At 51.6% G+C, this 22,587-nt stretch carries 33 protein-coding genes and 1 tRNA gene; 29 read left to right on the forward strand and 5 right to left on the reverse strand.

The features are described 5' to 3' along the window. Window positions 1-3 precede the first annotated feature (3 nt). From rplX to QXH45_00285, 22 genes are all read left to right on the forward strand, one after another. The gene (rplX, locus tag QXH45_00180; protein ID MEM2077675.1) at window positions 4-405 is read left to right on the forward strand and encodes a 50S ribosomal protein L24; all 402 of its coding nucleotides are present in this window, start codon (window positions 4-6) and stop codon (window positions 403-405) included. A gap of 2 nt (window positions 406-407) precedes the next feature. Then, on the forward strand, window positions 408-1,166 hold the full coding sequence (locus tag QXH45_00185; protein MEM2077676.1) for a 30S ribosomal protein S4e: 759 nt from the start codon (window positions 408-410) through the stop codon (window positions 1,164-1,166). Then, a complete protein-coding gene (locus QXH45_00190; GenBank protein MEM2077677.1) occupies window positions 1,166-1,735 on the forward strand; it encodes a 50S ribosomal protein L5 in 570 nt (189 codons plus the stop codon). Before QXH45_00185 ends, QXH45_00190 begins: the two co-directional genes overlap by 1 nt. 2 nt (window positions 1,736-1,737) lie before the next feature. Further along, window positions 1,738-1,902, forward strand: a complete 165-nt coding sequence (locus QXH45_00195) for a 30S ribosomal protein S14 (GenBank protein MEM2077678.1) — start codon at window positions 1,738-1,740, stop codon at window positions 1,900-1,902. 39 nt (window positions 1,903-1,941) lie between these two features. Continuing rightward, the gene (locus QXH45_00200; protein ID MEM2077679.1) at window positions 1,942-2,343 is read left to right on the forward strand and encodes a 30S ribosomal protein S8; all 402 of its coding nucleotides are present in this window, start codon (window positions 1,942-1,944) and stop codon (window positions 2,341-2,343) included. A gap of 11 nt (window positions 2,344-2,354) precedes the next feature. Continuing rightward, window positions 2,355-2,909, forward strand: coding sequence for a 50S ribosomal protein L6 (locus QXH45_00205; protein MEM2077680.1), 555 nt, complete (start codon window positions 2,355-2,357; stop codon window positions 2,907-2,909). Continuing rightward, window positions 2,906-3,331 carry a 50S ribosomal protein L32e gene (locus QXH45_00210; GenBank protein MEM2077681.1) on the forward strand — a complete coding sequence of 142 codons (426 nt, stop codon included), beginning with the start codon at window positions 2,906-2,908 and terminating at the stop codon, window positions 3,329-3,331. The genes QXH45_00205 and QXH45_00210 overlap by 4 nt, the downstream gene beginning before the upstream one ends. Next, on the forward strand, window positions 3,328-3,786 hold the full coding sequence (locus QXH45_00215) for a 50S ribosomal protein L19e (protein ID MEM2077682.1): 459 nt from the start codon (window positions 3,328-3,330) through the stop codon (window positions 3,784-3,786). The genes QXH45_00210 and QXH45_00215 overlap by 4 nt, the downstream gene beginning before the upstream one ends. Before the next feature lie 10 nt (window positions 3,787-3,796). Beyond that, window positions 3,797-4,384: a 50S ribosomal protein L18 gene (locus QXH45_00220; GenBank protein MEM2077683.1), complete on the forward strand. Its 588-nt coding sequence runs from the start codon at window positions 3,797-3,799 to the stop codon at window positions 4,382-4,384. Between the two features lie 13 nt (window positions 4,385-4,397). Next, window positions 4,398-5,042, forward strand: a complete 645-nt coding sequence (locus QXH45_00225) for a 30S ribosomal protein S5 (protein ID MEM2077684.1) — start codon at window positions 4,398-4,400, stop codon at window positions 5,040-5,042. Window positions 5,043-5,052: 10 nt separating this feature from the next. After that, a complete protein-coding gene (locus tag QXH45_00230; GenBank protein MEM2077685.1) occupies window positions 5,053-5,547 on the forward strand; it encodes a 50S ribosomal protein L30 in 495 nt (164 codons plus the stop codon). Window positions 5,548-5,558: 11 nt separating this feature from the next. Then, window positions 5,559-6,005, forward strand: coding sequence for an uL15 family ribosomal protein (locus QXH45_00235; GenBank protein ID MEM2077686.1), 447 nt, complete (start codon window positions 5,559-5,561; stop codon window positions 6,003-6,005). Between the two features lie 147 nt (window positions 6,006-6,152). Next, the gene (secY, locus tag QXH45_00240) at window positions 6,153-7,595 is read left to right on the forward strand and encodes a preprotein translocase subunit SecY (protein ID MEM2077687.1); all 1,443 of its coding nucleotides are present in this window, start codon (window positions 6,153-6,155) and stop codon (window positions 7,593-7,595) included. A gap of 2 nt (window positions 7,596-7,597) precedes the next feature. Continuing rightward, window positions 7,598-8,059, forward strand: coding sequence for a 7tm Odorant receptor (locus tag QXH45_00245; GenBank protein ID MEM2077688.1), 462 nt, complete (start codon window positions 7,598-7,600; stop codon window positions 8,057-8,059). Window positions 8,060-8,119: 60 nt separating this feature from the next. After that, on the forward strand, window positions 8,120-8,386 hold the full coding sequence (locus QXH45_00250) for a 50S ribosomal protein L34e (GenBank protein MEM2077689.1): 267 nt from the start codon (window positions 8,120-8,122) through the stop codon (window positions 8,384-8,386). A 96-nt stretch (window positions 8,387-8,482) separates the two neighbouring features. After that, window positions 8,483-9,025 (forward strand): AAA family ATPase, encoded by a 543-nt coding sequence (locus tag QXH45_00255; GenBank protein ID MEM2077690.1) that lies wholly within the window; start codon window positions 8,483-8,485, stop codon window positions 9,023-9,025. Between the two features lie 30 nt (window positions 9,026-9,055). Then, the gene (locus QXH45_00260; protein ID MEM2077691.1) at window positions 9,056-9,346 is read left to right on the forward strand and encodes a 50S ribosomal protein L14e; all 291 of its coding nucleotides are present in this window, start codon (window positions 9,056-9,058) and stop codon (window positions 9,344-9,346) included. 40 nt (window positions 9,347-9,386) lie between these two features. Beyond that, window positions 9,387-9,707, forward strand: a complete 321-nt coding sequence (locus QXH45_00265) for a tRNA pseudouridine synthase A (protein ID MEM2077692.1) — start codon at window positions 9,387-9,389, stop codon at window positions 9,705-9,707. Beyond that, on the forward strand, window positions 9,673-10,443 hold the full coding sequence (locus QXH45_00270; GenBank protein ID MEM2077693.1) for an RNA-guided pseudouridylation complex pseudouridine synthase subunit Cbf5: 771 nt from the start codon (window positions 9,673-9,675) through the stop codon (window positions 10,441-10,443). Before QXH45_00265 ends, QXH45_00270 begins: the two co-directional genes overlap by 35 nt. A gap of 3 nt (window positions 10,444-10,446) precedes the next feature. Then, the gene (locus tag QXH45_00275; protein ID MEM2077694.1) at window positions 10,447-11,025 is read left to right on the forward strand and encodes a methyltransferase; all 579 of its coding nucleotides are present in this window, start codon (window positions 10,447-10,449) and stop codon (window positions 11,023-11,025) included. Window positions 11,026-11,031: 6 nt separating this feature from the next. Further along, a tRNA-Ser gene (locus tag QXH45_00280) sits at window positions 11,032-11,116 on the forward strand. Between the two features lie 192 nt (window positions 11,117-11,308). Then, window positions 11,309-12,265, forward strand: coding sequence for a DUF1722 domain-containing protein (locus QXH45_00285; protein ID MEM2077695.1), 957 nt, complete (start codon window positions 11,309-11,311; stop codon window positions 12,263-12,265). A gap of 101 nt (window positions 12,266-12,366) precedes the next feature. Here the strand turns inward: QXH45_00285 and QXH45_00290 are convergent, their stop codons facing one another. Genes QXH45_00290 through QXH45_00300 form a run of 3 tightly spaced genes read right to left on the reverse strand, consistent with a single transcriptional unit; the run spans window position 12,367 to window position 13,408 of the window. Then, window positions 12,367-12,738, reverse strand: a complete 372-nt coding sequence (locus tag QXH45_00290; GenBank protein ID MEM2077696.1) for a NifB/NifX family molybdenum-iron cluster-binding protein — start codon at window positions 12,736-12,738, stop codon at window positions 12,367-12,369. A gap of 32 nt (window positions 12,739-12,770) precedes the next feature. Further along, on the reverse strand, window positions 12,771-13,034 hold the full coding sequence (locus QXH45_00295; protein ID MEM2077697.1) for a hypothetical protein: 264 nt from the start codon (window positions 13,032-13,034) through the stop codon (window positions 12,771-12,773). 41 nt (window positions 13,035-13,075) lie between these two features. Next, window positions 13,076-13,408, reverse strand: a complete 333-nt coding sequence (locus QXH45_00300) for a DUF134 domain-containing protein (GenBank protein ID MEM2077698.1) — start codon at window positions 13,406-13,408, stop codon at window positions 13,076-13,078. 109 nt (window positions 13,409-13,517) lie between these two features. Here QXH45_00300 and QXH45_00305 point away from each other — a divergent pair, with 109 nt between their 5' ends. The 4 genes from QXH45_00305 to QXH45_00320 all read left to right on the forward strand — a co-directional run bounded on the left by QXH45_00305 (window position 13,518) and on the right by QXH45_00320 (window position 17,705). Continuing rightward, on the forward strand, window positions 13,518-14,264 hold the full coding sequence (locus tag QXH45_00305) for an SDR family NAD(P)-dependent oxidoreductase (protein ID MEM2077699.1): 747 nt from the start codon (window positions 13,518-13,520) through the stop codon (window positions 14,262-14,264). Between the two features lie 238 nt (window positions 14,265-14,502). Beyond that, window positions 14,503-14,817: a hypothetical protein gene (locus QXH45_00310; GenBank protein ID MEM2077700.1), complete on the forward strand. Its 315-nt coding sequence runs from the start codon at window positions 14,503-14,505 to the stop codon at window positions 14,815-14,817. 10 nt (window positions 14,818-14,827) lie between these two features. Then, window positions 14,828-16,741 (forward strand): 2-oxoacid:ferredoxin oxidoreductase subunit alpha, encoded by a 1,914-nt coding sequence (locus tag QXH45_00315; GenBank protein ID MEM2077701.1) that lies wholly within the window; start codon window positions 14,828-14,830, stop codon window positions 16,739-16,741. After that, entirely contained in the window at window positions 16,734-17,705 is a 972-nt protein-coding gene (locus tag QXH45_00320) for a 2-oxoacid:ferredoxin oxidoreductase subunit beta (protein MEM2077702.1), read from the forward strand. Before QXH45_00315 ends, QXH45_00320 begins: the two co-directional genes overlap by 8 nt. 48 nt (window positions 17,706-17,753) lie before the next feature. Here QXH45_00320 and QXH45_00325 read toward each other — a convergent pair whose 3' ends face one another. Further along, a complete protein-coding gene (locus QXH45_00325; protein MEM2077703.1) occupies window positions 17,754-17,996 on the reverse strand; it encodes a MoaD/ThiS family protein in 243 nt (80 codons plus the stop codon). A gap of 125 nt (window positions 17,997-18,121) precedes the next feature. Between QXH45_00325 and QXH45_00330 the strand changes: the two genes are divergently transcribed. Together QXH45_00330 and QXH45_00335 are read left to right on the forward strand one after the other, a co-directional pair. After that, window positions 18,122-20,017, forward strand: coding sequence for an aldehyde ferredoxin oxidoreductase family protein (locus tag QXH45_00330; GenBank protein MEM2077704.1), 1,896 nt, complete (start codon window positions 18,122-18,124; stop codon window positions 20,015-20,017). A gap of 48 nt (window positions 20,018-20,065) precedes the next feature. Continuing rightward, a complete protein-coding gene (locus QXH45_00335; GenBank protein MEM2077705.1) occupies window positions 20,066-21,184 on the forward strand; it encodes a radical SAM protein in 1,119 nt (372 codons plus the stop codon). 43 nt (window positions 21,185-21,227) lie between these two features. On the opposite strand, the gene QXH45_00340 is transcribed toward QXH45_00335, so the two are convergent. Next, window positions 21,228-21,785, reverse strand: a complete 558-nt coding sequence (locus tag QXH45_00340; protein MEM2077706.1) for a rubrerythrin family protein — start codon at window positions 21,783-21,785, stop codon at window positions 21,228-21,230. Window positions 21,786-21,987: 202 nt separating this feature from the next. On the opposite strand from QXH45_00340, the gene QXH45_00345 reads away from it, so the two are divergent. Beyond that, window positions 21,988-22,524 carry a nitroreductase family protein gene (locus QXH45_00345; protein MEM2077707.1) on the forward strand — a complete coding sequence of 179 codons (537 nt, stop codon included), beginning with the start codon at window positions 21,988-21,990 and terminating at the stop codon, window positions 22,522-22,524. The last annotated feature ends 63 nt before the right edge of the window (window positions 22,525-22,587 follow it).

Consider the following 22,587-nt stretch of genomic DNA (forward strand, 5'->3'; position numbering starts at 1 on the left):
AAAATGTCCGTTACAACGTCTCGCAAACCCGGGAAGCAGAGGAAAGCCCTGGCTGAAATGCCTCTTCACTTGAGGAGGAAGCTTTTGACGGCGCCGCTCAGCGATGAGCTGGTTGAAAAGTACGGGGTTAAAAGGCTACCAGTGAGGAAGGGGGATACTGTGCTCGTGGTTAGGGGAGACTTCACGGGGCATGAGGGTAAGGTGGTGAGGGTCGACTTGAAGAGGACGCGGATACATGTTGAAGGGGTTCAGAGGAAGAAGGCGGATGGAACCCCTGTTTACGTCCCAATTCACCCGAGCAAGGTCGTGATCACTAAGCTGGACTTAAGCGATAAGCTCCGCCTGGAGGTAATTGAGAGGCGGAGGGTTAAGGCTCCCGAGGAGCAGGAGAAGAAGGGTGAGTGAGAATGGGCAGTATGGGCGGCAGCAGGCATTTAAAATCAATCGCGGCTCCAAGGTATTGGCCGATACTCAGGAAGGAGTACAAGTGGGCGGTAAAGCCGAGCCCGGGGCCCCACGCAGTAGCCAGGTCCATCCCGTTGCTGCTGATCGTCAGGGACGTTCTAAGGCTCGCTAAGACGGGTAAGGAGGCCCGGAGGCTCATAGCGGAGGGCTACTTTAAGATCGATGGTAAAGTCAGGAGGAACTACAAGTTCCCTGTTGGAATGATGGATGTTATCGAAGTCGTCGGCGCGAACGAGTACTACAGGGTTGTGCCAGTCCCCTCCAAAGTCCTGGACCTTGTGAAGATAGACAAGGATGAAGCGTCATTTAAGCTCGCTAGAATCGAGGATAAGACAACCGTTAAGGACGGGCACATTCAGCTGAACCTTCACGACGGAAGGAACATATTGATCAGGGTGAATGATCCTCGAAACCCGGTCGAGGACGTCTACGACACGCTTGGAGTGCTACAGATCAGTGTTCCAGGACAAGAGGTCCTGAACTACATACCGTTGAAGGAGGGAGTGATCGCCATAATCTCGGGTGGTAGAAACGTCGGCAGAGTCGGTAAGATAGTCTCCATCCACAGGGGCATGAGGAGGCACAGGAGTATCGTGACCATCGAGGACAAGTCGGGTGCGAGATTCCAGACGAGCCTTGACTACATCTTCCCGATAGGCTTGGAGAAGCCGTTGATAAAGCTGCCTGAGGGTGCTTGGTGATGTCGGTCCTTTTGTCGCCGGATGTTGAAAAGAAGATCGTTGAGAAATGGAGCACTAATCCAATGCTCAAGCCCAGGATAAGCAAGGTTACAGTGAACATTGGCTTGGGAGCTGAGACAGATAAGCTTCCCAAGGCCCTCAAGGTTCTCGAGGAGATAACTGGAGCCAAGCCGGTTCCGAGGAGGGCAAAGAAGACCATTAAAGACTTCAACATCAGGAAAGGCGAGAATATCGCGGCCATCGTGACGTTGAGAGGCGAGAAGGCCCGTAGCTTCCTGCGGAAAGTCTTCGAAACCCTCGGCTACAGGTTGAAGGCATCCTACTTCGACGACTACGGTAACGTGAGCGTCGGCATTAAGGAGCACATCCACATTCCAGGGGTAAGGTATGACCCAGAGATAGGTGTTTTCGGAATGGACGTTGCAATAACCATTGAGAGGCCCGGTTACAGGATTATGAGGAGGAAGCGTTGCAGGAAGAAGAGGGTTCCGAGGAGGCACCGCGTGAACAAGCTGGAGGCAATGGTTTTCCTGAGGAATGAGTTCGGAGTTGAAATAGTGGGTGAGTAGGCATGGGCAAGTTTAAACCCCCGAAAACATACAAGTATGGTCGCGGAGTACAAGAATGCCAGAGATGCGGCTCCAGGGACGCGGTCATCCAAGCCTACGGGATATACTTGTGCAGGCAGTGCTTCAGGGAGGTCGCGTCGACGATAGGGTTTAAGAAGTACAGTTAAAAAGGTGGTGTTTGAATCTTAAGAGGGAGGTGTTAGCGCATGGTTGTCATGGATGTGCTTTCAAACGCTCTTTCGGCGATATACAACGCCGAGGTAAGGGCCAAGAGCGAGGTAGTGCTTTGGCCGGCTTCTAAGCTCGTTTTAAACGTTTTGAGAGTTTTGCAGAGAGAGGGATACATCGGCGAGTTCGAATATATCGATGATGGTAGATGGGGTAAGATCAAGGTACAGTTGCTTGGCAGGATCAACAAGATCGGGGTCGTGAAGCCCAGGCACCCGGTGTCCTACAGGGAGCTCGAGGAGTTCCCGGAGTGGCTTAAAAGGTATCTGCCGGCTTACAATATTGGAATACTAATAGTCAGTACACCCCAGGGCGTCATGTCCCATAAGGAAGCCGTTGAGAAGAAGACGGGCGGCGTGCTACTAGGGTATTGCTACTGAGGTGTTTACTCATGGTTAAAAGACTCCACGTGGTCGAAACCGTTGAAATCCCCCAAGGGGTTTCAGTCACCGTTGAAGGCTCAAAGGTGATAGTTAAGGGTCCCAAAGGGGAGACTTCAAGGGACTTCTCCCATGCGCGGGACGTGTTAATCAGGGTTGAAGAAGGCAGAGCAGTTGTCGAAGCATTTCTAGCCGACAGGAAGAAGAAGGCTCTAGTGGGTACGGTGGCAGCCCACATTAGAAACATGATAACCGGTGTGACCAAAGGATACGTTTACAAGCTCAAAATCATATCATCCCACTTCCCCATGACCGTTGTAGTCGACGAGAAGAACGGGGTCGTGAGGATAAAGAACTTCATAGGTGAGAAGGCGGATAGGATTGCCAAGATACATGGAAGAGTTAAGGTGAAAGTGAGCGGTAGCGACGTCATAGTCGAGGGAGTCGATATTGAGGAGGTAGGTTTAACGGCTGCCAGCATTGAGAGGGCCACGAGGATACCCGACAGGGATAGGCGTGTTTTCTCGGATGGAATATTCATTTACGAGAAGGGTGAGGCTTCATGAGCACCGACTTCGAGAGATTATTGAAGCTGAGAAACGAGATGAACAGGGATAGGCCGGAGTTCCTGAGGCATTTGTGGTGGAAGAAGCCGAAGTTTAAGAACGACCCTAAGTGGAGGAAGCCAAAGGGAATAGACAACAAGATGAAGAGGCAGTTGAAGGGCTTCCCGCCGATAGTTAAGATAGGTTACAGGGGCCCAGCTCTCGTAAGAGGACTCCATCCCACCGGCCTTAAGCCCGCAGTAGTTCACAATAAGAGCGAGCTTGAAGCCTTGGATCCTGCTACGACGATAGTCTACATAGCTGGTAGCGTTGGGTTGAGGAAGCGAATGGAGATTTATGAAGCAGCTGCTTCAAAAGGCTTCAGGGTTGCAAACCCGCCGAGAATCATTCAGCCGCAGGCTAAGGGAGGTGTTGTCGGATGAGCGACTTATCACTCCAGAAGAGGCTTGCAGCGGAGGTCTTGGGAGTCGGCGTCTCCAGAATTAGGATTGATCCAGCGAGAGCTGATGATGTCAGCGCCGCCATAACCAGGGAGGACATAAAGAAGCTGATCAAGGAAGGAGCGATATGGGTTGAGCCAGTCCACGGCATCGCCGGGGTAAGCTCAAAGGTGAGAAGAGTTCAGAGGAGCAAGGGCAGGAGGAGGGGTCATGGCAAGCGTAAGGGAGTTAAGACGGCGAGGCTTGAGGAGAAGGAGGCTTGGATGGCCAGGATAAGGAGGATGAGAAGGTTCCTCAGGTATTTGAGGGATAAGAACATGATAGACAAGAGGACTTATAGAAGGCTTTACCGACTGGCCAAGGGAGGTGCTTTCAAGAGCTTAGCATCCCTCAAGCTCTACTTGAGGGAGAACAAGATATTGAAGGAGGTTAAGTAGGTGTTTCGGCATGGCAAGGGGAGCTAGGTACAAGGTTCCGAGGAGAAGGAGGAGAGAGGGTAAGACAAACTACTACAAGCGCTACGTTATGATACTGTCTAAACGCCCGAGGTTCGTGGTGAGGAAAACGCTGAACTACATCTGGGTACAGATCGTAGAAGCCAAGCCAGAGGGCGATGTGGTCATAGCGGCGGCGCACTCCCGGGAGCTTGTCAAGAAGTACGGTTGGAAGGCGGGAACCTGTAATACTCCGGCCGCTTATCTAACCGGGCTGCTGGCAGCCTGCCGGGCTTTGAAGAAGGGCGTTGAGCTAGCATCCCCCGACATCGGCTTGCATTCGTCGAGGAAGGGGGCAATCATATATGCGGCCATCAAGGCAGCCAACGATGCCGGCTTGAAAGTGCCGGTGAGCGAGGAGGTACTGCCATCGGAGGAGAGGATAAGGGGAGAGCACATTTCAGAGTACGCTAAGATGTTGAGCGAGAAGGGTTTATTAGAGAAGAGGTTTTCAAAATACCTTGCTAACGGTTTAAATCCCGTCGACCTACCCGCTCACTTCGACGAAGTGAAGGGGAGAATCTTGAAGGAGTGCGGGTGAGAGGTGGGGTCGTATGGCTATGAGCGCGGTTGACAGGGCTTCACTGGAGAGATGGGTTCCCAGGACCAGAGTAGGCAAAATGGTTGTTGAAGGCAAGATTACTAGTTTAAAGGAAATATTCGACAGAAACCTGCCTTTGCTCGAGCCTGAGATCGTCGACTACCTGCTCCCGGACCTCAAGTACGAGAGAATAGACGCTGGAATAGTGCAGAAAATGACTGACGCGGGCAGGAGGACCAAGTTCAGAGTCGTAGTAGTCGTGGGCGATGGGAAGGGGTTTGTCGGAGTCGGCTCCGGAAAGGCCAAGCAGTACACTGATGCTCTGGCGAAGGCCATTAGGAACGCTAAGCTCAACATAACCCCCATAAGGAGGGGCTGTGGAAGCTGGGAGTGCAGGTGCGGGGAACCCCACAGCGTCCCCTTCACCGTGACGGGTAAGAGCGGGAGCGTTGAGATAATCATCAAGCCCGCGCCCAAGGGTACTGGGCTCGTGGCGGGCGACATCGGTAAGGTTGTACTGAGGATGGCCGGCATCAGGGATGCTTGGACTGAGTCGTTCGGTGAAACCAGGACATCGCTCAACTTCGCGAAGGCAACCCTAAACGCTTTAAAGAATACTTACAGGTTCGTCACACCAGTAGACTGGTTGAAGAGTTGAGGTGGTTTAAATGGCCGGCGAGCTTTACGCTGTACTAAGGCTCAGGGGCCTCGCGGACACCCCTCCAGATGTGGAGCACACGTTGAAGCTTCTCAGGCTCCACAAGAAGTATCATTTAGTCCTGTACCCGTCAGACCTACCGGGCTTGAAGAAGATGCTGGACGTGGTCAAGGACTGGGCGACGTGGGGGGAGATATCCAGGGAGACTCTCGTCGAGCTGTTGAGGAAAAGGGGGAGAACCGTGGGAGGGAGGAAGCTGACAGACGAGTACGTTAACGAGAAGCTGAAGGATCTCGGAGTGACAGGCGGGATTGAGGGACTTGCAAACGCATTGCTCGAGGGAAGGGTCAGGCTACACGAGATCGACCACTTGATAAAACCCGTTTTCAGAATGCATCCTCCGAGAGGAGGGTTTAAGAAGAGCATTAAGAAATCAGTAGGGAGTGGCGGAGAGCTCGGCTACAGAGGGAGGGCAATTAACGAGTTAATTATGAAAATGATCTAGAGGTGAGTCGCATGGTTGTCAGGAGGAGCAAGAAGTCGAGGAAACTGCGCGGTCGCACGAGGACAATGGGCTGGGGGAGAGTTGGACAGCACAGGAAGAGCGGCTCCAGGGGAGGATTTGGAGCCGTTGGAATGCACAAGCACAAGTTCTTGTGGATCGTTAAGAACGCTCCGAGATGGTATGGTAAGCACGGGTTTACATCTCCCTGGAGTGTTAAAGAAGAGGTCAGGGCGGTCAATGTCGGAGAGCTCGACGAGATGGCTAGGGGGCTCGTAGAGGCTGGGAAAGCGGTCGTTGAAAACGGGCTCGTGGTTTTAAACACCGTTGAAATGGGATACAGCAAAGTCCTTGGAAGAGGAAGAGTTACTGGCAAGCTCAAGGTCATCGCCGAATACGTTTCCGAGGAAGCCAGGAGGAAGATAGAGGAGGCCGGCGGCAAGGTCGAAGTCTTAGAGTAGGTTTTCCCCTTTTGTTTTGATTCGCAACCATCTCGTTTGCGCTGCTCCTTTCGACCGTCAAGGTTCTCGGGGGAATAGATATTTAAGCAATTTATCAGTATTATAAAGGAGTCTAGAACTGTATAGTAAGAAGCTACGGTGGCGTAGATGGGAGTACTGGATATAATGGCTAAGATCGCTGATTACATGCCCACTGCGGCGAAGCCTACTACTAAGCCCTCCCTATACGAGAGGTTGTTCTGGACGGCGATAGCGCTGGTAGTATACTTGATCATGGCTAACACCCCTCTCTACGGCATAGAACAAGCCGGCCCCGAGCAGATACTCCTCGTCCAGATAATATTCGCTTCAAACAGGGGCACTCTAATGGAGCTTGGAATAGGCCCGATCGTGACGGCTGGCTTGATAATGCAGATTCTCGTAGGCGCTAAGCTCATAGACTTGGACTTGACGAACCCGGAGAACCGCAAGAAGTTCACCGCGGCACAGAAGACCCTTGGAGTCCTCTTAGCGGGGTTCGAGGGAGCCATGTACGTGCTCTCCTGCAGATACTGGTACCCGACCGGTGGAAACCCCTTCCTACAGTGCAGTGCTTCATGGAGCACTAGGCTGATAGTTTGGGCACAGCTCTTCCTAGCCTCCTACATGGTGATAATGCTTGATGAAATGATACAGAAGGGCTGGGGGATAGGCTCCGGAGTATCCCTCTTCATACTCTCAGGGGTTGCAACCACCATATTCTGGAACCTGTTCAGCCCATTCACGGTTTCAACCGGCGCAGATACCGTTGAACCAGTTGGTTTCATACCCTACGTTATCTCGCGAGTCCAGGCCGGGGGAGGCTTAGGGGACATTTTGATCAGGCCGGGCGGGAGGGATTTAACGGGGCTGATGGCAACCATAGTCATCATCTTCATACTGCTGTACTTGGATGCAATGAAGATCGAGATCCCCGTTTCAACCCCGAAAATGTACACCATCAAGTCGAGGATCCCGTTGAAACTCCTGTACGTTGCGAATATTCCAATACTATTCGTCGGCATCCTCTACGCCAACATACTCGTCTTTGCAACCATATTCAGGAATTACCTTGGCGGAGTATTACCGGCTTGGGCCGTTGACCTACTTGCAAAGTATGATGAAAACGGCAGGCTCGCCGGGGGGCTTGCATACTACTTGGCCTCGCCCAACGGCTTGTACAGCGTGTTCGCCGACCCCGTCCACATAATCGTTTACTCAGTCCTAGTCGTGTTGCTGGCGATCATGTTCGGGTTGATGTGGGTCGAGGTCTCGGGTCTGAGCCCGGCTGCTCAGGCGGAGGAGCTAGTTAGCAGTGGTTTCGAAATACCTGGGATGAGAAGGAACCCGAAGATACTTGAAAGCCTGCTCGCAAAGTACATATACCCGTTGACGGTTCTGTCGAGCATTATAGTCGCCCTTATCGCTGTCACCGCCGACGTGTTCGGAGCTTATGGAACCGGCACAGGGCTGCTCTTGGCAATAGGCATAGTCCAGCAGTACTACACGATGATAGCTTACGAGAGGACGCTGGAGGCCTACCCGCTCCTTAAGCGGCTGATTGGAGAGTAGGCATGATCATCACCGTAGTTATCATAGTGAGCGTTCTCTTCTCCATGGGCATCGGATTCATCATTGGCTTAGTCAAGAGGCTGGACTATTTTAAGGAAGCCGTCGAGGTGTATAGGAGCGTGCAGATCCCTGATACTCCTAGAAGCAAGGGGGATGTTAGAAGGATAAGAAGGTACAGGCTCATGGTTAAGACCGCTAGGAGGAGGGTGCTGGCCCTCTTCATAACACAGTTCACAGTATTTGTCAGCATGTACGTCGTAATGCTTTACGTAGTCATGCTCGCGGCCTCCCGCGCGGGAGCCGAGTGGGTTAAGATACCCGTGGCAATACCCTTGCTGTCGATTCCATTGGAGGAGGGAGGGTTCACCACTCACATAAGCTTCATATCCATCCTCGCGTTCACCCTACCGCTTCACTTCGTCAACAAGAAGATCAGGTTGGCGAGCGGGGAGTCCGCGGCATAAAATTTAAGAAATCCTTACGTTATTGTGAATCCATGGGTTACAACTGCTCACGGTGAAACCATGCCTCGACCAATGCTTAGATCCAGGAGCTGGAGGAGAACAAGCATTAGAACCCCTTCAGGGAGAGTAGTAGTTCACTACGAGAAGAGGAGGCCTGGAGTCGCCAAGTGCTCCGTATGCGGTAAGCCGTTGAACGGCGTTCCATCCCTGAGACCATCAGGTATGGCGAAGCTGGCCAAGACCGAGAAGAGACCTGAGAGAATGTTCGGAGGAACCGTCTGCCCAGAGTGCTTGGCTAGGGGACTACGGGAGGCGGTAAGGCTTTAAGCATAAATCCAACGTAATATTCAATCCTATTTTACCCCTAAATAGCATTGACTTCTTCAAAGAGCATTGGCTGCTAAAGCGGAGAGTGATGCTGGAATGGTTAGAATAGCGATAAGCGGCCCCCCGGGAAGCGGTAAGACAACTCAGGCGAAGAAGATAGCGCAACACTATGGGCTGAAGTATTTTTCAGCCGGAGAGATATTCAGGGATTACGCGAGGTCGAAGGGCTTATCCCTCGAGGAGCTCAGCCTCCTCGCTGTAAAGGACCCTAGGATAGACTTGGAGATAGATAGGAAAACCATGGAGGTTGCAAGGGAAGACAACATTGTCTTGGATGGGCATCTATCAGCCTGGATAGTCTCAGACATGATGGATGTTAGAATACTGGTAACCGCCCCGGTCTCCCTTAGAATCCTTCGGATAGCGGGGAGGGATAACATCCCGCTGGAGAAAGCATATAGGGAGACGATCGTGAGGGAGAACGCGCAGAAGAAGAGGTTCATGGAGTTCTACGGGATAGACCTCGATGATCTATCGATATTCGACGTAGTTGTAAACACGAAGCTGATCGGGGTCGAGGAAGCATTCCAGATCATTAAGACGGTAATAGATAAGGTTTTAAAGGGGGATCGCGGTTAAACGATAAAAGATATATAGAGGTGTTTACCTATGCCGGCCATCGAGATAGGTAGGATCTGTGTTAAAGTCGCTGGGCGCGAAGCAGGTAGAAAGTGTGTAGTAGTGGATATCGTAGACGAGAACTTCGTAATCATCACAGGGCCCAAATCCCTAACCGGCGTCAGAAGGAGGAAGACCAACATAAAACATATCGAGCCAACCGACAAGATTATAAACATCCCCAAGGGGGCAGGCGACGAGGATGTTTTGAAGGCGATAGGGGCGTCGGGACTAACCGACTTCATGACCCAGGTCGTAAAGCCCAAGCTCTCTCCTATATAAGCGTTAAACCGAATATTTTGTTTAAAGGTGTACGTGTTTTATGAGCCTCGTTGATAGAGGAGTCGAGTTCATAGACCATATTACTCGTAGAGCAGGATACTCTAACAAGTGGATAGTAGTGAGGGATGTCGAGACGGATCCAGCATACGGGAAGCTCCCATACGATAGGGACATCCGCGAGCACATATCGTACGGCGTGATAAATCTGGACAAACCCCCGGGCCCAACAAGCCACGAGGTCGTTGCATGGGTTAAGAAACTATTCAACCTTGACAAGGCCGGTCACGGGGGTACCCTAGAGCCCTGCGGGGCGGGGAAACCCCAAGGTGACCGGCGTACTCCCAGTAGGCTTGGACAATAGCACTAAGGTCATCGGCAACGTGGTCCATTCCGTCAAGGAGTACGTCATGGTCGTGCAGTTGCATGAAGAAGTTGACTTGAAGAGGCTTGAAGACGCATTAAAGTACTTCACAGGGGAGATTTATCAGAGGCCTCCGTTAAGGTCCAGCGTGAAGAGAGTCCTGAGAACTAGGAGGGTGCACGAGATAAGGCTTCTCGACGTTAGGGATAAGTTCGTGCTCATTAGAGTCTCATGCGACCCCGGCACCTACATGAGGAAGCTCGCACACGATATGGGCCTGTACCTTGGGATCGGCGCTCACATGAGAGAGTTGAGGAGGACTAGGACGGGACCCTACAGGGAGGACGAAACCCTCGTTAAACTCCAGGACGTCAGCGATGCTCTATACTTGTGGCGGGCCGAGGGTGATGAGAGGTTGCTGAGGAAGATAATCCTCCCCGTTGAGACAGCAGTAGCCCACTTGCCCAAGATTATTGTGAACGACCTCGCAGTCGACGCAATAGCTCACGGAGCGAGCCTCGCGGCCCCAGGTGTTGCAAGGCTCACTGATAACGTTGAACCCGGTTCTACAGTGGCCATATTCACGTTGAAGGGCGAGCTCGTCGCTTTGGCCAAGGCCTTGAGGAGGGCGGGTGAAATAGCCAGTATGGAGAGAGGAATTGTAGCCAAGACAAAGAGGGTTTTAATGCCCGCCGGCGTCTACCCTAGGTATTGGAAGACTAGTGGAAAGGAGTGATTAATGCACTACTTCAAGCCGGCTAGAAAAGGCGAAAAAGTCCTAATACCGTTCACGATACACGGTCACACGTTCGAGTTTCTGTCCTACAAGAGCTTGTTCTCGGGCTCCCAGGTCGACGAGGGCACGAGACTCCTCTTGGAGAACATTAAAACCCCTGATGAAGGAGTAGTGTTGGACGTTGGATGCGGCTACGGGGTTATAGGAGTAGTGGTCGCGAAGTTGAACCCTAGGCTGAAAGTATATATGACCGACGTAAACCCCCTGGCTGTTGAAACAGCCTCGTACAACGCGGAGTTGAACGGGGTCTCCGATAACACGGTAGTTCTACTGGGCGACCGCTACGAGCCCGTTAAAAACATGGTGTTCGATGCAATATATTCGAACCCCCCGCTCTCAGCAGGCATGAGGATCGTGGAAGACATAGTCTTAAACGCGCGGAAGCATCTCTCCCCGAAGGGTTTCGCACAGTTCGTGCTAGCGAGAGGCGGGTCGTACCTATCCGAGAAAGCACGGGAGACATACCGAGTAGTAGAGGCTAAGAGTAAAAAAGGTTATATTCTCCTATACTTAGAACCATAATAATGAGCCGGGGTGCCCGAGCGGTCTAAGGGGCTGGCCTTGAGAGCCAGTGGGCATCCAGCCCGCGCGGGTTCAAATCCCGCCCCCGGCGCTTAGTCAGCCCTGCTAATAGCATGCAATCTTCGAGACTACGTGCAGCCTCTCCAATAGCACGTCTTTGAAACTGTAATCGCGATTTGGACCGTTTTCAATGGGTTATTAGTTCAGTCGCCGCGAAACGTTCCATTATCCTCGGGCTTAAATCTTGGGCCATGGATAATATATTTGAAATGCTGGTGAATCCATGATCCTTTTCGCGAGGCCGAGGATCTTATACAGTGAGTGCTTGGGGATAAGGCCCGTAAGGCATGATGGGAACATCATATTCGATGCATTCGCAGAGGAGCTTAAAAAGCACGTCGAAGTCGTCCCTGTTTGCCCGGAGGTGTCGATAGGTCTTGGGGTTCCCAGAAACCCCGTGGTCCTATTCGAGGATGGGGGAGTGGTTGAGCTGGTAGACACTGTCACGGGGGAGAAGCTGGCATCGAGGATGAGGGAGTTTTCAACCAGGTTTCTCGAAAAACTCGTCGTTGACGGTGCCTTATTGAAGGCTGGGAGCCCCTCCTGCGGAGTGGGAGATGCTAAAGTGTATGGAGCAGGGAGGAGAGTGTTGAGGAAGAGCGATGGATTGTTCACGAGCATTCTTAGAACTAGTTCTCGGTGGATACCTGTTGAAAGCGAGAAGAGGTTGTTGAGCTACGGTGTTAGGAGGCTGTTTCTCACGAGGATCTACGCGCTCGCAGATCTCCGCGTGACGATCGACGGCTTGAGAGGAGTCGAGGACCTCGTAGATTTTCACAGGAGGTATAAGTACTTGTTGATGTTGCACAATCCATCAATCCTCAAGAAGCTTGGACGCTTAATTGCCGATAGATCATTAAGCAACCCCAGCGAGCTAGCAGCGGCTTACAGGAGCTTATTCGTTGAAGCGCTGAGGAGGGAACCCTCTAGGCGCTCCTACGTAAACGTCTTCACCCACATATACGGGCATGTGAAAAGGGAGTTGAATCCTGAGGAGAGGAGATTCGTGTTAACGCTTATTGAAAAATACAGAGATGGGGGAGAGAGTTTGAATACCCTCCTGGCCTACTTCCGCGGTTTCATCTACAGATTCGGCAACAAGTATCTCGCGGAACAGAGGTTCATCAAACCCTACCCCGAGGAGCTGGATCACGCTCCTCCCGGCTCAAGCTTGGAGTAGCTCATCACGCGTCCTTACATGAACTCCTTTGAACGAGACTCTGGATGAAAAATACTTGGGATTACATCCATTAGAGATTAGCAGGCCCGCCTACTCCAGCCCTAGTGTTCGACCGGTCCCTCCGCCTCTCGGAGGGCTCCTTTAGAAAACATTTCCAGCGCATCCTTGAGGCGAACCAGCCCCTCCCCCGCCTTGGGGACTGCGTAGATTTTCATCCCCAGCGTTCTGAGCCTCGCGAAAGCCCCAGGCCCCAGCCCAGCTACTAATACTGCTTCAACTCCCTTCTGATGGAGAATGCTGACCACTGCGTCCCCTCTCCCATGTTCATGGCTCGCGCTCGGGTTTTCAACGACCTCCTTGATTGAGTAGCCATCTTTCATCGACTCGACGATGGCGAAGAAGCGTGATCTCCCGAAATGAGGGTTCACGTAATAGTCTTCTTGCACTTTAACTACTGGAACCCCTATTTTCAAGACTCCTCACCGCTCAACCTTCCAAGGGTCCTCTATTGCATACGGGATCTAATCTCATCTATTCTCTTATCGATGAACTTCAAATATTCAGTTAAACTATTCTTCAAGGATTCGAGATATTTCAACTCAAGCTCTCTCTCGAAGACGCTATTGGGATATCGAAGCAACTCTGGATAGCGGAGTCTGCACCAGCCTCCTCCATGCCTGTGCCCCGGCCTCAGTTGAGGCGGTATCCAGCTCCACGGTCCAAAGCCCGACCATACAGTGCTATAAGGGTAGTGGTTCCTCCAGCCCATGGCTCTCACAATTCTGAAATATGTTTCAAATCCTTTTAAAACTATCCTCCGGGGCCAGGACCGTTCTCGATGGTTTCTGAAACCAGTTTTAAAGGCCTCTTCTCGGAGAACGCCTTGGCTAGCTTCCACCTGCATGATTCAAGAATCCTCCAGAAAGTTGCTTTTGAAACCCCCATTCTCAGCGCTGCTTCATCCGTCGATAATCCATCCAAGTGGACAAGCTTCAGCGCCTCTAACTCGTAGTCGTAAATCTCGATGACACTAGATGGTTCAACCCCCATGACTGCTTTAACGGGTATGTACATGAATTCTTCTCCTCTCGTGGAACAGGAGGTAATTTTCCTCCTGCACCTCCATGGGCCGCCTCTAGGCATGTCAAACCTCTCTACTGTTGAAAGATAATATGATCCCGCGTTTTATTAAGTAGCTCGCGCGAGAGTAATAAATATAGCACCTTGAAGCAAGAATTCACTATGTGGAAGAATGAGTCATGAGGGAAAGGTCGCAATAGTTACCGGGGCCGCGATGGGTATTGGAAGGGAGATTGCTGTTAAACTCTCGAGAGAAGGGGCCTACACCGTCCTGTTCGACCTCTCGGAAAAAGTCTTCGAAACTGCCAAGGAGCTTAAGGCTCAAGGCTTAAGGGCGATGGCCGTAAGAGGGGACGTGTCCAATAAGCACGACGTGGAGAAGGCAGTAAACATGGTTGTCGGTGAGTTGGGTAGAATCGACATACTGGTCAATAATGCTGGGATATATCCTTTCAAACCCTTCCTTGAGATGACTGAGGATGAATGGGACAAAGTTATGAACGTTAATGTGAAAGGGGTTTTCTATTTCACGAGAACGGTTGCACCCATAATGGTCAGGAACAATTATGGGAGAATAGTTAACGTTTCATCGATCGCGGGGACGGTAGTGGGCTTTCCAGGGCTAACCCATTACTGTGCGTCTAAAGCGGCAATATTGGGCTTCACGAGAGCCCTCGCTCTTGAACTGGCAAGGTTCAATATAACGGTGAACGCGGTTGCCCCCGGGCCGGTTGAAACACCGGGAACGTTGAAGGGTTTGACTGGGGAGGTGTTGGAGTCCTTTAAGAGATCGATACCTGTTGGAAGACTCGGGATTCCAGCCGATATTGCCGAGGCAGTAGCGTTCCTTACCACTGAGAGAGCTGGATTCATAACTGGGCAGTTAATAATTGTCGATGGAGGTTATACTATTCAATAATTTTTTACCCAACACCTTATCCGGGAGATGTTAAGGGTGTTTATACTCTAGCAGATTATTTTTTAAACGAGACTGTTAATTATTTATTACCATGAGTGAACACAGTTTAAATTGGTGGAAAAGTGTCTAATTACATCTCGCATCCTATCCAAACCACTCTCGCAAGCCTTTTCAAGTCTAAGCGACAACTCAGCAGTTTATTTGGAGGAAGCACACCGCTGGAGGGGGTGTCTGGGGCTTGGAGCTGAAGAATCATAGAGAATGCGCTCAATGCGTGTACTTCGAGCCCAATTCAGCCTACCCTCTTCTCGGCTACTGCAGGATCAATAATGAAGCTTCACTGGGCATCATCGAGGCTTGCGGCAGCTTCAGGAGGGCAAGCGTTGACGAGCTTAAGAAGGAGTTGGAAAAGAATGGATGGTTATTCTGTGTTACGTGTGGAAGGGTGTTGAGCAGTGAGGAGGAATTGGCTCAGCATTTAGGGAAGCACCTGGTTTCTTCGAAAATCATAATTGATGATGGAGTAGCTGAAGAGGCTTACTCAGCAGATTGAGGTGAGAGCGGTGCGCCGGACTGAGTTAAGCCTGATACTTGGGGGTCCCCAGGGCTCTGGATTGGAGACTGCGATGTGGATTCTAACGCTTTCTCTTGCGCGGGCAGGGTACGGCGTGATCGCGGATCGAGAGTACTACTCTAATATCGTTGGAAGGCATAGCTACATACATATGCGAGTATCCTCGGCTCGGCGGCCGAGGTCTCTCAAGCTTCCAGTCGAGGTCTTAGTCGCCTCCGACGCGGAGACCTTGTTCACGCATTTCAACGATATTGGGGATGGAGGTTATCTAATCTACGATACGAGCATTAAGGCAAAACAGCTATCCGATGTACCGAGCGTTGAGGATGTGACGAGAAAGAGGATAATGAGCCAGCTCTCTTCTCTAGGTGTCCGCGGCGACACCGACTCGTTGATAAGCTACCTGGCGAGCTCTAGGTCCGTATTGCCGATTCCAATAGACTCGGTGAAAATATTCAGGGCCCTATCTGAGAGGTTCAAGCTCAATGCTAAGCAAGCCTCCAGGTTTTCAAGCTCAATTCTCGGCTCCGCCCTTACGGTCGTTATGGGGCTCGATCCCGAGGACCTGGAGTATGCTGTTCGGAGAAGGTTTGGAGCCAGGAAGGATCTTCTCGAGCAGAACATGTTCGTCGCGCAACTTGTCGGCGAGATGGTGAAGGATTACAGAGGGATTGTTAAGCTAGAGGACCCTTCAATGAACGCTGAGAGGATCATGGTTGTAACTGGGAACGAGACGGTGGCGATGGGAAAGATCATCGGGGGAGTCAGGTTTCAAAGCTACTACCCGATAACCCCGGCAGCAGATGAGAGCATTATGTTGGAGAAGTATGAAGTGTTGGATTCAGGCAAGGGCCCGGTAGGACCCATCCTGGTGTTGCAGGCCGAGGATGAGATCGCTGCGATTGCCTCGGTAATAGGCGCATCGTTAACCGGCGCTAGGAGCTCCACTGCGACCAGCGGCCCGGGCTTCGACCTCATGATTGAAGGAATAGGGTGGGCCGGAAACAACGAAACACCAGTAGTGATAACGTATTATCAAAGAGGGGGTCCGAGCACTGGATTACCGACGAGAGGGGGTCAGAGCGACTTGTTTAACGCATTGTTCTCGGGGCACGGCGAGTTCGCGAGGGTTGTTCTAGCATCTGGAGATCACAAGGAAGCTTTATACGATGCGGCGGAGGCTTTCAACATCGCTGAGAAATACCAGGTGCCTGTCATACACTTGCTTGACAAGTTTCTCGCTAACTCAATAGTCACGGAGACTCTTCCCGACTTCTCTTTGGTCAAGTTAGAGAGAGGGATGAGGGGCGCTGAAGGGCCGGGGTATAAGAGGTTTGACCTTTCATCGACAATTTCGCCCAGGCTTCCCCTCGGGGCTAAGGATACGGTCATGTGGTATACGGGCGATGAACACGATGAGCTCGGACACATATCCGAGGACCCGGAGAACAGGGCGAGAATGTATTCTAAGAGGATTGAGAAGTTGAAGCTGATAAACATGGAAATTCCATCCTCGTTCAAGCTTACCGTCCACGGTCACGAGAGCCCGGACTACGCATTAGTGGGCTGGGGCTTCGTGAAAGGAGTCGCTATAGAAGCCATCGAGCAGCTCAGCTCAAGAGGCCTTAGGGGAATGTACGTGAACTTAAGGCTCATGTGGCCATTCCCAACTGAAGAGTTCACGAGGCTGGTGCGTGGACTCGACCCTGACAAGATCATAGCTGTTGAACACAGCTACGGGGTCAGCATAGCCGACTTGATCGCCATGAATACGGGGGTTCGGGTAGGGAAGAAGATATCAAAATACACCGGTAGACCTATCTACCTCAACGAGCTAACAGAGGCGGTTCAATCACTACTGAGCGGTAGGACTGAGAGAGCCGAGGTGAGTCTCGGTGCCTGACCGCTGGAGCTTCAAGAGTACTGTTTGGCCGGACTGGTGTCCCGGCTGTGGAAACTACGGCATCCTCACAGCGTTGATCAGGTCTCTAGAGGAGCTAGGGGTGGATCCCTCGAAGACCGTTGTGGTCTCCGGAATAGGATGCTCAGGTAAAACCCCGCATTTCGTAAACGTCAATGGGGTTCACACCCTCCACGGGAGGGCCATACCTTTTGCAATGGGGATCAAGCTGGCTAGACCCGAGCTCACAGTAGTAGTTCACGGGGGAGACGGCGACCTCCTCGGCATTGGTGCGGGGCACTTCGTAGCCCTGGGGAGGAGGAACCTCGACATAGTCGTAATACTTCACAACAACGGGGTTTACGGATTAACTAAGGGGCAAGCATCGCCCACGCTTCCACTCGGCTCTAAGACCAAGGGGATTCCGAGGCCGAACCTTCAGGCAGCGGTAAATCCGTTAATGCTCGCCTTAGCCGCTGGGTATACTTTTGTTGCAAGGGGCTATGCTTTCGAAGGTGAACACTTGAAAACCCTCATAAAGAAGGCTGTGGAACACAAGGGCTCAGCCATCATAGATGTACTCCAACCATGCGTAACCTTTAACGACATCTTGACGCCGGAGTACTACAAGGCCCGGATCTACAAACTAGAGTCAGACCCGGGCTGGGATCCCGTCGTAAGGACACCGGAGGAGAGGGAGGCGAAGCTGTTGAGGGCGGTTCAAAAAGCCCTGGAGCCTTGGGACAAGATCCCGATTGGAGTATTATATGCTGACGAGACCCAGTCCACAATGGAGGAGAGGCTGTCGGAGAGGCTCAAGATATATCCTGCTCTGAATCCTTCAAACTCCCCTATCTCTGGAGCTGATGGAGGACCCGTCATCAGCGTCGATGACTTTGCCAAAGCCTTCTCAGACTACATTGTCGAAGTGAAGAAGACTCAGGGCCGGTTCAATCTAAAAGGCTAGCTGAAGCCTGGTTTCAGGGATCAAATTCCCCAGTTTTCCGGATACACCTCATCCTCCGGCGAACGGAGGCATCACTAATATTTCATCACCGTCTTCCAGAAACTGTTTCTCACGGGGAAACCTGTAGTTCACGAATAATACTGGTTTAACCGTTAAACCAACCTCCCCAAGCCACTTCGTTATGAGCTTCTCTAAGTCTTCGATCGTCGCATTGTCTTCAAGCTCCACTATCCTCTCCTTCCCAAGTTTCTCCGCATATATCGATATCAGCTTGACGATAATCTTTTTCAAAGACCACCCTCAATCAAGATCTTGTGGAATACACTGATTTATATCTGAGTGCTCGGGATTAGAGGGTTTTCTGTGGGAAAAATCTTTATATAATCTCATAGGCTAAATATTGATCGGTGTTATAGGTGCCCGTAGGAGGATATATGGGAAGAATTCTGCGCGTCGACCTGTGGAAGGAGAAGCTGTACGTTGAGCCGCTCCCCCAGGAGAGCATCCTGAGGAAAATGCTTGGAGGCAGGGGGCTCGGAGTCTACTACATGTTGAGAGAGGTCAATCCGAGAGTAGACCCGCTCAGCCCGGCGAACAAGGCGATAGTTGCAACCGGCCCGGTGACGGGTGTGGCAGGGATCCCCACGAGCGGTAGATGGGCTTCGATTACGAAAGCCCCGTTGACGAACACTATTCACGATGCTCAGAGCGGCGGGAAGTTTGGCCCAGAGCTGAAGTTCGCGGGATTCGACATGATCATCATCGAGGGAAGGGCCGAGAGACCGGTCTACCTGTGGATCAACGATGGAAAAGCCGAGATAAGAGACGCATCCCACCTGTGGGGGCGTGATACATACGACACCACAGATGCAATCAAGGAGGAGCTCTCACCGGTGATCGGCAGGGATGAGGCGAGCCATGTCAAAGTAGCTTGCATAGGGCCGGCAGGTGAAAGGCTTGTCAGATTCGCATGTATAATAAACGACAAGAGCAGGGCAGCGGGAAGGGGAGGGCATGGAGCAGTTTGGGGTAGCAAGAGGCTTAAGGCCATTGCCGTCAGAGGTCGCATGAAGCCGCAAGTAGCGAAGGAGGAGTTGTTCAAGGAAACCGTTAAGAAGTCAATGGAGTTGATCAGGAAATCCCCTGTGACCAGTGAGGGATTGCCGAAATTCGGTACGGCGGTGCTCGTCAACATCATCAATGCACACGGCGTCTTTCCCACTAGGAACTTCCAGACGGGAGTCTTCCCCGAGGCGGAGAAGATCAGCGGGGAGACGATCGCAAAGGAGATCATGGATTGGAATAAGCAGAAGGAGGAGATATGCTGGGGCTGTCCAATAGGTTGCGCCAGGTACACTAAGGTTTCGAAACCCCCGTTCACTGGAGAGGGAGGCGGTCCAGAGTATGAAACGGTGTGGGCTCTCGGGGCGCAAACAGGCACTTCCGACTTAGCGGCCGTCTCCAAGGCGAACTACCTGTGCAATGAATTAGGCGTTGACACCATCACAATGGGACACGTTATCGGCACCTTCCTAGAGCTTGTCGAGAAAGGTAAGATCCCCCAGGAAAAGCTGAGGGGCTTGAAGGCGGAGTGGGGCAGTGGCGAGGCACTCGTAGAGCTCGTTTGGAGGACAGCTTACCGCTCAGGCATCGGCGACGATATAGCCGAGGGATCGGCTAGACTCGCAGCCAAGTACGGGGCACCAGAGCTCGCCATGGTTGTAAGGAACCAGGAGCTTCCAGCGTACGATCCCAGGGGTATTCAAGGACACGCGCTAGCTTACGCGACTAGTAATAGGGGAGGATGTCATTTAAGAGCGTACCTGATCTCGCCCGAGATACTCGGGGTCCCCGTGAAGGTTGACAGGTTCTCGACGGAGGGAAAGGGCAAGCTCGTGAAAGAGATGCAGGACGCGTTCGCCACAATAGACTCCATGATCGTGTGCAAGTTTGCGACTTTCGCTTACTACACGGATGTTCTGTCCGAGCAGGTATCGGCAGTGACTGGCTGGGAGATAACTCCAGAGGAGTTCAACACAATAGGTGAGAGAATATACAACATGGAGAGAGCATTCAACGCTTTATCCTTCGGCGACGGGGAGGAATATGATACGCTTCCAAAGAGATTGCTCGAGGAACCAATGCCCGAGGGTCCCAGCAAGGGTCATGTGGCAAGGATAAGGGAGATGCTACCTGAATATTACAGTGCGAGAGGATGGATCAGGGGTAGGCCGACTAGGGCTAAACTCGAGGAGCTAGGCCTGAAATGGGTCGCAGACAGGCTTGAAGAGGAAGGGTTGCTTCCAGCTTAGATTTCGTTTTTTCCCCTCAAAACCTTCTAGAACACGATAGTTGAAGGGATGGTGCTCAGAGAGTTGTCACTTACCGTTAATACGGGGGATTGGCTCTTTACTCTAAGCGGGGATTCGCGGCCAAGGGAGATCGTAGTCGAAGCCTCAACAAGATGCAACCTCGAATGCATCCATTGCTTCAGGAACGCGTCCAGCAATCTGGTGTTAAGGAACATGGATCTCGGGGATTTCAAAAGGATTGTCGACAACTCGGTCGACAGCGGAGTAGTCAAGCTCGTTTTCACGGGTTGGGGAGAGCCGACGGTAAATCCCCATATAGTTGACATGTTAAAGTACGCTAAGGAGAAAAACCTTAACGTGGTGTTGAACACCAACGGAATGCTCATAGAGGGGATCGTTGAGGACCTAGTGAGGATCGGCGTGGACGAGCTCTACGTGAGCGTCGACGCTGTCGACATCTCGCTTTATGAAAGAATAAGAAGACTGGGAGATCTTTCTAGAGTTTCAAGGATTATTGCCAAGATATCCGAGCTCAAGAAGGAATTGCGCACTGCAAAGCCCGTTGTAAAGGCGATTTTCACGATTACAAGGCTCAACGTGGATCAGATATCGAGGCTCATTGACTATGCTGCTGGGGTTGGAATCCAGGAGGTTTACTTGAGCCTTTACGTTCACTACCCAGGCGGCGTGCCAGGAATTGACTGCATTAACGAACCCTCTTGCGTAGCACAGCTTAGGGGAGTCATGGATTCCATAGTTTTGAAACTGTTCAATACAAACATAAGGTTGTGGCTTCCAGCTCTCAACTCGTATACTTCAAGGCAGTGTCCCTTCGCAGCGAACCGAGCCCTATTTGTCAGGGCAGACGGCAAGGTCTCTCCCTGCATGTTTCTAGCGTATTCATGGGATGTTGTGATAGAGGAAACTAAGAGGAGTGTGAGAGAGTATTTAATCGGGGATGCATTGGCCGAGAGCCTCCTCGATATATGGAGGAGGAATTCGAAAATGTTCTTCAAACTATCGTTTAATCAGATGCCCTCATGCCTCGATTGCAACCTGAGAGGCTGGTGTAGCTACACCTTGAGCACGGAAGCGGATTGCTGGGGCAACACTCCCAACTGCTCCTTCTGCCCATATCACTACAAGTTCTCCCACTGCCCCGTGTAAGATGAGAGGTGTTGAAAAAGCGGGTTTTTCAATGCAGAGAGAGTTAAAATCCTTGATACTTGTCCCTGGATGCTCCGCAGACGGGGCATCTCTCAGGGGGCTCGATCCCTACGTGAGTATGACCGCAGACCGGGCAGATCCAAACCTTCCCTTGGAGAGGCCAGTCCTGCCCCTTATCCACGTAGTTCTTAGCCTCCCTGTAGAGCTTGGCGTGTATTTTCTCGGCTTCTAATGCGAAGTGAAAGCTTCTGACGGCTTGGCTCTCACTCTGGAACCTCGCTATCTCCAAGTAGACAGGGTACATCTCGTTTACCTCGTGCTCCTCTCCCATATATGCTAGTTCAAGATTCTTCGAGGTGTTGCCGGGTCCGATGGGCGTCCCAGAATAAACTGGCGCAGGCTCTTTATACTCCCTCAGCACGCTGTAATGGTTTCTCGCGTGAACGAGCTCTGCATACGCTATAGCCTTGAATAATCTTGCGACGTTCGCATATCCCTCCCTCTCGGCTATCTCGGCGAAGATCAAATACCTCATGTGGGCCATTGACTCTCCTCCGAACGCGTTTAGAAGGGCTTCCTTAGTCATAACCCTTACAGGCATACTTTATCCCCAATAAATCATACGTGTATGTAGGTAATAAACCCGCTTTTATAAGCTATAACCCTGTACAAGCATAACCTATGCCTTTCTAATCCACTATATCGAGATTCACATCGATGATTGAAAGCCCGCTAATGCACTCGTCAACGCCACGCCGCCATTTATCAAGGCTTCCACACATTAATTAATAAGTGGGGATTTAATGGATAGGGATGAATTGATTCAATTCATACTAACTAGGAGGAGTGTTAGAAGATACAGGCCGGAGCCGGTTCCACTGGAGATGCTCACCAAAATTCTCGATATTGCAAGGTACGCTCCAAGCGCTAGGAACAAGCAGCCGTGGTCCTTCATTCTAATAACGGATCACGAGGTCAAATCCCGGATTGCCTCAGTATATGCTTGGAGGCAACCCATATCTGAGGCGCCTGCTGGAGTTGTCGTAGCCTGCGACTCTAAAGAATCTCCAACGTCTTACGTGCAGGATTGTGTTGCAGCATCAATGTACATTATGTTCGCGGCTCACGCAATGGGTCTCGGCACTTGCTGGCATGGATTATTGAGCGATGAAGTGAGGAAGCGGGTTCAGGAAATATTGAAACTTCCATCCGAAAAGATCCCAGTAGTACTGCTGTCGATTGGTTGGCCGGACGAATCACCCGAGCCAAAACCCCGTAAGCCCTTGCGAGAGGTCGGCTTCCTGAACGCGTTTGGAAATCCCATCGAACATCAGACATAGGGGAGGTGTGGACTTCACGCCCCAGGATCATCCATGGGGCATTATATCTTAGGTTTTTAGAGT

The organism is Thermosphaera sp. (assembly GCA_038827615.1).
Lineage (GTDB): Archaea > Thermoproteota > Thermoprotei_A > Sulfolobales > Desulfurococcaceae > Thermosphaera.

Excerpts from the sequence above, each read along its gene's own strand:
- QXH45_00205 (MEM2077680.1), top strand. The coding sequence starts at position 2,355 with ATGGTTAAAAGACTCCACGTGGTCGAAACCGTTGAAATCCCCCAAGGG.
- QXH45_00220 (MEM2077683.1), top strand. The coding sequence starts at position 3,797 with ATGGCAAGGGGAGCTAGGTACAAGGTTCCGAGGAGAAGGAGGAGAGAG.
- QXH45_00265 (MEM2077692.1), top strand. The coding sequence starts at position 9,387 with ATGAGCCTCGTTGATAGAGGAGTCGAGTTCATAGACCATATTACTCGT.
- QXH45_00210 (MEM2077681.1), top strand. The coding sequence starts at position 2,906 with ATGAGCACCGACTTCGAGAGATTATTGAAGCTGAGAAACGAGATGAAC.
- QXH45_00255 (MEM2077690.1), top strand. The coding sequence starts at position 8,483 with ATGGTTAGAATAGCGATAAGCGGCCCCCCGGGAAGCGGTAAGACAACT.
- QXH45_00245 (MEM2077688.1), top strand. The coding sequence starts at position 7,598 with ATGATCATCACCGTAGTTATCATAGTGAGCGTTCTCTTCTCCATGGGC.
- QXH45_00235 (MEM2077686.1), top strand. The coding sequence starts at position 5,559 with ATGGTTGTCAGGAGGAGCAAGAAGTCGAGGAAACTGCGCGGTCGCACG.
- QXH45_00345 (MEM2077707.1), top strand. The coding sequence starts at position 21,988 with ATGGATAGGGATGAATTGATTCAATTCATACTAACTAGGAGGAGTGTT.
- QXH45_00285 (MEM2077695.1), top strand. The coding sequence starts at position 11,309 with ATGATCCTTTTCGCGAGGCCGAGGATCTTATACAGTGAGTGCTTGGGG.
- QXH45_00305 (MEM2077699.1), top strand. The coding sequence starts at position 13,518 with ATGAGTCATGAGGGAAAGGTCGCAATAGTTACCGGGGCCGCGATGGGT.
- QXH45_00300 (MEM2077698.1), bottom strand. The coding sequence starts at position 13,408 with ATGCCTAGAGGCGGCCCATGGAGGTGCAGGAGGAAAATTACCTCCTGT.
- QXH45_00250 (MEM2077689.1), top strand. The coding sequence starts at position 8,120 with ATGCCTCGACCAATGCTTAGATCCAGGAGCTGGAGGAGAACAAGCATT.
- QXH45_00190 (MEM2077677.1), top strand. The coding sequence starts at position 1,166 with ATGTCGGTCCTTTTGTCGCCGGATGTTGAAAAGAAGATCGTTGAGAAA.
- QXH45_00295 (MEM2077697.1), bottom strand. The coding sequence starts at position 13,034 with ATGGGCTGGAGGAACCACTACCCTTATAGCACTGTATGGTCGGGCTTT.
- QXH45_00215 (MEM2077682.1), top strand. The coding sequence starts at position 3,328 with ATGAGCGACTTATCACTCCAGAAGAGGCTTGCAGCGGAGGTCTTGGGA.
- QXH45_00225 (MEM2077684.1), top strand. The coding sequence starts at position 4,398 with ATGGCTATGAGCGCGGTTGACAGGGCTTCACTGGAGAGATGGGTTCCC.
- QXH45_00260 (MEM2077691.1), top strand. The coding sequence starts at position 9,056 with ATGCCGGCCATCGAGATAGGTAGGATCTGTGTTAAAGTCGCTGGGCGC.
- QXH45_00275 (MEM2077694.1), top strand. The coding sequence starts at position 10,447 with ATGCACTACTTCAAGCCGGCTAGAAAAGGCGAAAAAGTCCTAATACCG.
- QXH45_00335 (MEM2077705.1), top strand. The coding sequence starts at position 20,066 with ATGGTGCTCAGAGAGTTGTCACTTACCGTTAATACGGGGGATTGGCTC.
- rplX (MEM2077675.1), top strand. The coding sequence starts at position 4 with ATGTCCGTTACAACGTCTCGCAAACCCGGGAAGCAGAGGAAAGCCCTG.
- secY (MEM2077687.1), top strand. The coding sequence starts at position 6,153 with ATGGGAGTACTGGATATAATGGCTAAGATCGCTGATTACATGCCCACT.
- QXH45_00185 (MEM2077676.1), top strand. The coding sequence starts at position 408 with ATGGGCAGTATGGGCGGCAGCAGGCATTTAAAATCAATCGCGGCTCCA.
- QXH45_00200 (MEM2077679.1), top strand. The coding sequence starts at position 1,942 with ATGGTTGTCATGGATGTGCTTTCAAACGCTCTTTCGGCGATATACAAC.
- QXH45_00340 (MEM2077706.1), bottom strand. The coding sequence starts at position 21,785 with ATGCCTGTAAGGGTTATGACTAAGGAAGCCCTTCTAAACGCGTTCGGA.
- QXH45_00230 (MEM2077685.1), top strand. The coding sequence starts at position 5,053 with ATGGCCGGCGAGCTTTACGCTGTACTAAGGCTCAGGGGCCTCGCGGAC.
- QXH45_00195 (MEM2077678.1), top strand. The coding sequence starts at position 1,738 with ATGGGCAAGTTTAAACCCCCGAAAACATACAAGTATGGTCGCGGAGTA.